The following is an 8564-nucleotide window of genomic DNA, read 5'->3' on the forward strand; positions in this document are numbered from 1 at the left end:
GTCGACCTTGGTCGACACGGTAGATCCACGCCATGCGTGGATGAATCATTCGATATCTGACAGATGTGTCGACCAAGGTCGACACCTACCAACAGCCGCGCGGAACAACGGCCACCGTTACCAACAGCCGAGTGAGCCTATCAAAGGTGGGGCGGTGTCGGAGTGCGGGGTGTCAGCCGCATGGATGCGGCTGCCAAGCCTACACGGACGTACTTGCGGCGTCCCCGCACTCCGACACCGCCCCGCCATCCCACGGATAGCACGCTTTTGACGTTGACGTTGACGTTGCATTGAGCAGGTGCAGGGCGCAGCCCTGCCGAACCCACCTCCCCCTTAGAACGGAGCCGCAGACTCGAACGCGAGCGCGGCACCCGTCAGCGGATGAGTGAACGCCAACGCGCTCGCATGCAGATGCACCCGCTGCGCCGGCGCGGCGTCATACAGCACGTCACCGACGATGGGATGGCCAAGACTGGCCATGTGCAGCCGCAACTGGTGGCTGCGGCCGGTGATCGGCTCCAGTTCCATGCGCGTGCGCTGCGCTCCGGCATCGCGCGCCAGCACACGCCAGCGCGTCAGCGCCGGCTTGCCGCGTTCATGGTCGATCATCTGCTTCGGCCGGTTCGGCCAGTCCACGATCAGCGGCAGGTCCACTTCGCCGGCATCGCCTTCAAGCAGCCCCTCCACGATCGCTTCATAACGCTTGCCAACCTGGCGCTGCTCGAACTGCATCGATAAGGCCGCCTGCATGTCCTTGCCGCGCGCATGCAGCAGCAGGCCGGAGGTCACCTGGTCCAGCCGGTGCACGGTCAATGCATCCGGGTACAGCGCCTGCAGGCGCGCGACCACGCAGTCCTGGTTCTCGGCGCTGCGGCCGGGCACGGACAGCAGGCCGGCCGGCTTCTCGGCCACCAGCAGCGCGTCATCGATGTAGTGCAGGTGGATCATGGGGTTCCGTATCCGTCCAAACAAAAACGGGGAAGCCGAAGCTTCCCCGTCTTCTGCGTACCGGCCAACGGCCGGTACCTACCTCGATGGAAGACGTACCGGCCAGAGCCGGTACCGCCTGCATCAGCCCAGCAGGTGGGCGACGCCGGCGCGCTCTTCTTCCAGCTCGGCCAGGGTCTTGTCGATGTACTTCTGGCTGAAGTCGTCGATCGGCAGATCCTTCACCAGGGTGTACTTGCCGTTCTCGGTGGTCACCGCGAAGCCGAAGATCACGCCTTCCGGAATGCCGTAGGAACCGTCGGACGGCACGCCCATGGTGACCCACTTGCCGTTGCTGCCCAGCACCCAGTCACGCACGTGGTCGATGGCAGCGTTGGCGGCCGAAGCCGCCGAGGACGAGCCGCGGGCTTCGATGATCGCCGCGCCGCGCTTGCCGACGGTCGGAATGAAGGTGTTGGCGTTCCACTCCTGGTCGTTGATCGCATCGGCGATCGACGCACCATCGGCGGTGGCGAAGCGGTAGTCCGGGTACATGGTCGGGCTGTGGTTGCCCCACACCACCAGCTTCTCCATGCCACCGACCGGCTTGCCGAGCTTGGTCGACAGCTGGCTCAGCGCGCGGTTGTGGTCCAGGCGCAGCATGGCGGTGAAGTTTTCCGGCTTCAGGTCCGGGGCCGACTTCATGGCGATGTAGGCATTGGTGTTGGCCGGGTTGCCGACCACCAGCACCTTCACGTCACGGCTGGCCACCTTGTTCAGCGCCGCGCCCTGGGCGGTGAAGATCTTGGCGTTTTCCAGCAGCAGGTCCTTGCGCTCCATGCCCGGGCCGCGCGGACGCGCGCCGACCAGCAGGGCGATGTCGGCGTCCTTGAACGCGACTTCGGCGTCGTCGGTGCCGACCATGCCGGCCAGCAGCGGGAACGCGCAGTCTTCCAGTTCCATCATCACGCCCTTCAGGGCGGCCTGGGCCTTGTCGACCGGCAGTTCCAGCAGCTGCAGGATGACCGGCTGGTCCTTGCCCAGCATTTCGCCGGAGGCGATGCGGAACAGCAGGGCATAACCGATCTGGCCGGCGGCGCCGGTCACGGCAACACGAACGGGTGCTTTCATGGGGGTTTCCTCTTGCTTGCAAGCGTTTGATGGGACGCCGCGGGCAGAGCCACGCAGGCCTGGCGGGCGGCGGGGAACAGGGAAACGGCCACCCGTGGGTGGCCGTTTCGAAGGGGGATCAGGCGGCGAGGTGCTTGTTCCACTCCGCCACGCGCTCGGCCTGGGCGGCCAGCACGGCGTCGACGTCGCCTTCCAGGGTGATCGAATGGATCACGTCGCCCTGCTTGACCGAATCGACGATGGCCTGGCCTTCCAGGACCTTGCCGAACACGGTGTGGCGGCCGTCCAGCCAATCGGTCTTGATATGGGTGATGAAGAACTGGCTGCCGTTGGTGTTCGGGCCGGCGTTGGCCATCGACAGCGAGCCGACCTCGTGCTTCACGCCATTCTTCTCGTCTTCGAACTTGTAGCCCGGGCCGCCGGTGCCACGACCCTGCGGGCAGCCGCCCTGGATCATGAAGTCGGCGATCACGCGGTGGAAGATCAGGCCGTCATAGAAACCGTGCTTGACCAGGTTCACGAAGTTGGCCACGGTCAGCGGCGCCTTGTCGGCGAACAGCTCGACCTTGATCGGGCCCTGGGTGGTGTCGAAAGTGGCGATGAGGGACATGAAGATCCTTGATGCAGAGGGGAACGCGTCTAGCCACCTAGTTTACACCTGCCTCGTGGCGGCGGCGGCTTCGACCATCGGTGAAGAACCCCGCTTCAGCCCGCGGACGGGGAGCCGCGCATTACCGGGCCCTGGCGGCCTCGGCCGGGGCAGCGGCAGGCCAGCTGAATGGGCCCCATGACCGGCGTGAAATCCACCTTTTCGCGAATCGTCAAGTTCGACGTATAATGTTGGACTTCTTTTTCCAAATCCGGCGCCGACTGGCCCCCTTTCGTATGTCCATCGAAAATCTTCGCAACATCGCCATCGTCGCCCACGTCGACCATGGCAAGACCACCCTGGTCGACCAGCTGCTGAAGCAGTCCGGCACCTTGTCCGAGCGTACCGTCCTCGCCGAGCGCGTGATGGACAGCAACGACCAGGAAAAGGAACGCGGCATCACCATCCTGGCCAAGAACACCGCCATCACCTGGGAAGACAAGAAGACCGGCATCAAGAACCGGATCAACATCGTCGACACCCCCGGCCACGCCGACTTCGGCGGTGAGGTCGAGCGCGTGCTGTCGATGGTCGACACCGTGCTGATCCTGGTCGACGCGATGGACGGCCCGATGCCGCAGACCCGCTTCGTGACCCAGAAGGCCTTCGCGATGGGCTTCAAGCCGATCGTCGTGGTCAACAAGGTCGACCGCCCGGGCTCGCGTCCGGAGTGGGTGATCGACCAGGTCTTCGACCTGTTCGACAAGCTCGGCGCCACCAATGAGCAGCTGGACTTCCCGATCGTCTACGCCTCGGCCCTGAACGGCTACGCCGGCCTGGAAGACAGCGTGCGCGACGGCGACATGACCCCGCTGTACGAAGCGATCATGCAGCACGCGCCGAAGCCGGAAGTGGACCCGGAAGGCCCGTTCCAGATGCGCATCAGCCAGCTGGACTACAACAACTTCGTGGGCGTCATCGGCATCGGCCGCGTCCAGCGCGGCACCCTGAAGAAGAACATGCAGGTCGCGGTGATCGACCGCGAAGGCAAGAAGCGCAACGGCAAGGTCGCGCAGGTGCTGGGCTTCCTGGGCCTGGAGCGCATCGAGCAGGACACCGCCGAAGCCGGTGACATCGTCGCCATCTCCGGTATTCCGGAGCTGACCATCTCCGACACCCTGTGCCACCCGGACACCCCGGAAGCGCTGCCGGCACTGACCGTCGACGAGCCGACCATCTCGATGACCTTCCAGGTCAACAACTCGCCGTTCGCCGGCAACAAGGACCTGTCCGGTGGCAAGTTCCTGACCAGCCGCCAGATCAAGGACCGCCTGGACCGTGAAAAGGTCCACAACGTGGCCCTGAAGGTCGAACAGCTGGAAGACGCCGACAAGTTCCTGGTCTCCGGCCGTGGCGAGCTGCACCTGTCGGTGCTGATCGAGAACATGCGCCGCGAAGGCTACGAGCTGGCCGTGTCGCGCCCGGAAGTGATCATCAAGGAAATCGACGGCCAGATGATGGAGCCGATCGAGCAGCTGGTGGTGGACATCGAAGAAGTGCACCAGGGCGGCGTGATGGAAAAGCTGGGCACCCGCAAGGGCCAGCTGAAGAACATGGAGCCGGACGGCAAGGGCCGCGTGCGCCTGGAATACTCGATCCCGGCCCGTGGCCTGATCGGTTTCCAGAACGAGTTCAAGACCCTCACCCAGGGTTCGGGCCTGCTGTTCCACGTGTTCGACCATTACGGTCCGAAGGAACAGGGCGCGATTGCCAAGCGCATCAACGGCGTGATGATCGCCAATGCGCCGGGCACCACGCCGGCCTACTCGCTGGGCCCGCTGCAGGAACGCGGCAAGCTGTTCGCTGCTGAAGGCGACAACGTGTATGAAGGTCAGCTGGTCGGCATCCACTCCAAGGACAACGACCTGACCGTCAACGCGATCAAGACCAAGCCGCTGACCAACATGCGCGCTTCGGGCAAGGACGATGCGATCCAGCTGACCCCGGCAATCAAGTACTCGCTGGAACAGGCCCTGGACTTCATCGAGGACGACGAGCTGGTCGAGATCACCCCGAAGGAGATCCGTCTGCGCAAGAAGTTCCTGACCGAAAGCGACCGCAAGAAGGCGTCGCGCGGCGGCTGAGCCAGCACTCCGTGAACCAGAGCGGCTACAACCCGGATCCGCACCGGCATCCGGGTCTCCATGTCATCGCCCTGCTCGAAGCGAGCAAGGCGATGCTGGCGCTGTTGGCCGCCACCGGGCTGGAAGTGCTCGGACCGCAGCCGCTGCGGCACGGCATCATGGTCCTGATCCGGCGTTTCAGCCTGGATCCGGACCATGGCACCCTGCCCTCGCTGCTGCACATGATCAGCCCCGACGCGGTGCACCTGGCCGCGGCGGGGATGATCGGCTACGGCCTGCTGCACCTGGTCGAAGCCTGGGGACTGTGGCGGGCCAAGGCCTGGGCCTCATGGCTGGGCTGCCTGACTGCCTCGCTGTACCTGCCCTTCGACATCTTCGCGATCATCCGCCACCCGGGCTGGCCGTCGTGGACGATCCTCGCGATCAACCTGATCGTGGTCTACGTCCTCGCCCGCGACCTGCGCAAGCGCCATCGCTGAGCAGCGGCTACACTGGGGATTGGAGCCGACCAAGCCGCCCCATGCGCCCGTCCTTGCCGCCTCTGCTGACCTGCCTGCTCGCCGCGCTGCCTGCGCTGCTTTCGGCTGGCTGCAGCCCGGCCACGTCCAGCGCGCATGCGGCCGAACCTGCGAGCCGCAACGTGCCGTTCCCGTACGCCGAAACCGATGTCGCCGATCTGCAGGCGCGGATGACCGCCGGTGAGCTGGACAGCACCACCCTGACCCAGGCCTACCTGCAGCGCATTGCGACCCTGGACCGCACCGGGCCGCGCCTGCGCGCGGTGATCGAGCTCAACCCGGATGCACTGAAGGAAGCCGCAGCGCGCGACCGCGAGCGCCGCGATGGCCGCCTGCGCGGGCCCCTGCATGGCATTCCGCTGCTGCTGAAGGACAACATCAACGCCGCGCCGATGGCCACCAGTGCCGGCTCGTTGGCCCTGCAGGGCTTCCGTCCGGACGACGCCTACCTGGTGCGCCGGCTGCGCGACGCCGGCGCGGTGGTGCTGGGCAAGACCAATCTCAGCGAGTGGGCCAACTTCCGCGGCAACGACTCGATCTCGGGCTGGAGCGCGCGCGGTGGCCAGACCCGCAATCCCTATCGACTCAGCCACTCGCCCTGCGGCTCCAGCAGCGGCAGTGCGGTGGCCGTGGCCGCCAACCTGGCCAGCGTGGCCATCGGCACCGAGACCGACGGCAGCATCGTCTGCCCGGCGGCGATCAATGGTGTGGTCGGCCTGAAGCCGACGGTTGGACTGGTCAGCCGCGACGGCATCATCCCGATCTCGTTCAGCCAGGACACCGCCGGGCCGATGGCACGCAGTGTCGCCGATGCGGCGGCCGTGCTGACCGCGATCGCCGGCCGCGACGACGCCGACCCGGCGACTGCGACCATGCCCGGCCGCGCGGTCTATGACTACACCGCGCGGCTGGACCCGCAGGGCCTGCGCGGCAAGCGCATCGGCCTGCTGCAGACGCCCCTGCTGAAATACCGCGGCATGCCGCCGCTGATCGACCAGGCGGCGACCGAGCTGCGTCGCGCCGGTGCCGTTGTGGTGCCGGTGGAGCTGCCCAACCAGGGCGCCTGGGCCGAGGCCGAACGCCTCGTGCTGCTGTACGAATTCAAGGCAGGGCTGGAGCGCTACTTCAGCACCCACCGCGCGCCGCTGCGCAGCCTGGCCGAACTGATCGCCTTCAATCAGGCGCATGCCAGTCAGGAACTGGGCCTGTTCGGCCAGGAGCTGCTGGTGGAAGCCGACGCTACCGCGGGGCTGGCCGACCCGGCCTATATCCGCGCACGTAGCGATGCGCGCCGGCTGGCCGGCCCGGAAGGCATCGATGCCGCCCTCGCCGCCCAGCAACTCGATGCCCTGGTAGCACCGACCACCGGCGTGGCCTGGCCAATCCGCAGTGAGGGGGACGACTTCCCCGGCGAGAGCTACAGTGCTGCGGCCGTGGCTGGCTATCCCAGCCTCAGCGTACCGATGGGCCAGATCGATGGCCTGCCGGTCGGCCTGCTGTTCATGGGCACCGCCTGGAGCGAGCCCAAGCTGATCGAGATGGCCTACGCCTACGAACAGCGCACCCGCGCGCGGCGGCCCCCGCACTTCGATACCGACGCGCTGATCGACGCCGGCGAGCCGTGATCGGGTCGTGCCGGCCGCTGGCCGGCAACCCGTCATCCCGCAGATGCCGGCCAGCGGCCGGCACTACCGGTCCTGGGATTCCATCGGCACGATCGCCGCCTCGCCATCCTCCGCGCCCGGCGAACGCACATCCGCAGTACGCGTACGCGGTCCCCGTGGCATGTCCAGCTCATCATCGTGCTGTACACGTGCGCGCACCTGCGGCAACGACTGCGGGTGTTCGCGGGCGAGAAAATCGAGCATGCGTTCGCGCACCAGGCAGCGCAGGTCGAAAGCATCGCCGGAGCTGCGCGCGCTGACCAGCAGCCGCACCTGGATCGCACGCTCGCTGGTCTCGGTCACCTGGGTCACGCAGACACGTCCATCCCACAGCGCTTCACCGCGGCAGATGCGCTCCAGCTCGGCGCGGATCGCCGCAATCGGCGCCCGGTAGTCCAGCCACAGGAAGGCCGTGCCAAGCAGGTCGGCGCTGCGCCGTGTCCAGTTCTGGAACGGGTTCTCGATGAACCAGGTCAGCGGCACCACCATCCGCCGCTCATCCCAGATGCGCACCACCACATAGCTGCTGCCGATCTCCTCGATGCGGCCCCATTCGCCTTCAACGATCACCACGTCGTCCAGCCGGATCGGCTGCGTCACCGCGATCTGCAGGCCGGCGATCAGGTTGCCGAACACCGGCTTGGCGGCGATACCCGCGACCAGACCGATCAGGCCGGCCGATGCCAGCAAAGCAGTGCCGATCTTCTGCACCATCGGGAACGTGAGCAGCACCAGCGATGCACCGAGCACGATGATGCCGCCCATCAGCACGCGGCTGAGCACCCGCGTCTGGGTCTGGATGCGGCGCGCTTCCAGGTTGTCGGAGACATCGATGGGATGGCTGCGCAGGATCGCTCGCTCGCCGGCGGCCACCGCCCGCACCAGCAACCAGATGAAGCACGCGGTCAGCGCGATATGCAGCACGTGCTGCAGATTGCCCAGCAGTGGGTCCTGCAGCGGCGTCGCCTGCAGCGCGGGAATCAACAGCAGCAGCGGCCAGGCGGTGGCCATCGGCAGCCCGAGCACGCGACCGATGCGTGCACGCCGCCGATCGCGCCCTTTCAACCGGTGGTAGATCCACACGATCAACCACGCGCCGATGCCACCCACCAGCACCGCCGATCCCAACGGCCATGCATAGGCCTGTGCGCTTTCCCAGTGCACGGTTGCCACCTCCACTCGAACAGCAAGCGGACAGCCTCGCGCATGGCGCATGAGCGTCACGTCAGTCGTTCGTAAGGAGGGTGTTGATCGGCAGGGCTTGTAGCCCTGCACCTGCGGTAGTGCCGGCCGCTGGCCGGCAACCTCAACGGCAACAGCAAAAACGTGCATTCCGAGGGATAGCGGGATGGGTCCGGTTGCGGGGGACGCCGTGAATCCGTCCATGGAGGCTCGGTCGCCGCATCCATGCGGCTCACGCCTCCGCAACCGGACCCATCCCACCCTCGACAGATTTCCACCATCTGCGGTAGATCCACGCCATGCGTGGATGAATCTCCACCGGAATCGAATATTTCGAATTGGAATCAAAAAGCATCCACGCATGGCGTGGATCTACCGTGTCGACCAAGGTCGACACCTACCAACAGCG

Annotated in this window: 7 protein-coding genes; 3 read left to right on the forward strand and 4 right to left on the reverse strand. The window is 66.3% G+C overall.

The annotated features are described in order from the left end of the window. Positions 1 to 333 precede the first annotated feature (333 nt). From SSKA14_RS20475 to SSKA14_RS20485, 3 genes are all read right to left on the reverse strand, one after another. Complete coding sequence (locus SSKA14_RS20475; RefSeq protein WP_008265487.1) at positions 334 to 948, reverse strand: RluA family pseudouridine synthase; 615 nt, start codon at positions 946 to 948, stop codon at positions 334 to 336. A gap of 123 nt (positions 949 to 1071) precedes the next feature. Further along, positions 1072 to 2058 carry a malate dehydrogenase gene (locus tag SSKA14_RS20480; RefSeq protein ID WP_004153634.1) on the reverse strand — a complete coding sequence of 329 codons (987 nt, stop codon included), beginning with the start codon at positions 2056 to 2058 and terminating at the stop codon, positions 1072 to 1074. Between the two features lie 118 nt (positions 2059 to 2176). Then, positions 2177 to 2668 carry a peptidylprolyl isomerase gene (locus SSKA14_RS20485; RefSeq protein WP_004153629.1) on the reverse strand — a complete coding sequence of 164 codons (492 nt, stop codon included), beginning with the start codon at positions 2666 to 2668 and terminating at the stop codon, positions 2177 to 2179. A 275-nt stretch (positions 2669 to 2943) separates the two neighbouring features. Between SSKA14_RS20485 and typA the strand changes: the two genes are divergently transcribed. Genes typA through SSKA14_RS20500 form a run of 3 tightly spaced genes read left to right on the forward strand, consistent with a single transcriptional unit; the run spans position 2944 to position 6934 of the window. Further along, positions 2944 to 4791, forward strand: coding sequence for a translational GTPase TypA (typA, locus tag SSKA14_RS20490; protein ID WP_008266303.1), 1848 nt, complete (start codon positions 2944 to 2946; stop codon positions 4789 to 4791). Between the two features lie 11 nt (positions 4792 to 4802). Next, positions 4803 to 5270 (forward strand): DUF2127 domain-containing protein, encoded by a 468-nt coding sequence (locus SSKA14_RS20495; protein ID WP_005415426.1) that lies wholly within the window; start codon positions 4803 to 4805, stop codon positions 5268 to 5270. Positions 5271 to 5311: 41 nt separating this feature from the next. Further along, entirely contained in the window at positions 5312 to 6934 is a 1623-nt protein-coding gene (locus SSKA14_RS20500) for an amidase (RefSeq protein ID WP_008264750.1), read from the forward strand. Between the two features lie 63 nt (positions 6935 to 6997). Here SSKA14_RS20500 and SSKA14_RS20505 read toward each other — a convergent pair whose 3' ends face one another. Continuing rightward, positions 6998 to 8137 carry a mechanosensitive ion channel family protein gene (locus tag SSKA14_RS20505; RefSeq protein WP_040009884.1) on the reverse strand — a complete coding sequence of 380 codons (1140 nt, stop codon included), beginning with the start codon at positions 8135 to 8137 and terminating at the stop codon, positions 6998 to 7000. Between the last annotated feature and the right edge of the window lie 427 nt (positions 8138 to 8564).

This window comes from Stenotrophomonas sp. SKA14 (genome assembly GCF_000158575.1).
Lineage (GTDB): Bacteria > Pseudomonadota > Gammaproteobacteria > Xanthomonadales > Xanthomonadaceae > Stenotrophomonas > Stenotrophomonas forensis.

Excerpts from the sequence above, each read along its gene's own strand:
- SSKA14_RS20500 (WP_008264750.1), top strand. The coding sequence starts at position 5,312 with ATGCGCCCGTCCTTGCCGCCTCTGCTGACCTGCCTGCTCGCCGCGCTG.
- SSKA14_RS20475 (WP_008265487.1), bottom strand. The coding sequence starts at position 948 with ATGATCCACCTGCACTACATCGATGACGCGCTGCTGGTGGCCGAGAAG.
- typA (WP_008266303.1), top strand. The coding sequence starts at position 2,944 with ATGTCCATCGAAAATCTTCGCAACATCGCCATCGTCGCCCACGTCGAC.
- SSKA14_RS20480 (WP_004153634.1), bottom strand. The coding sequence starts at position 2,058 with ATGAAAGCACCCGTTCGTGTTGCCGTGACCGGCGCCGCCGGCCAGATC.
- SSKA14_RS20485 (WP_004153629.1), bottom strand. The coding sequence starts at position 2,668 with ATGTCCCTCATCGCCACTTTCGACACCACCCAGGGCCCGATCAAGGTC.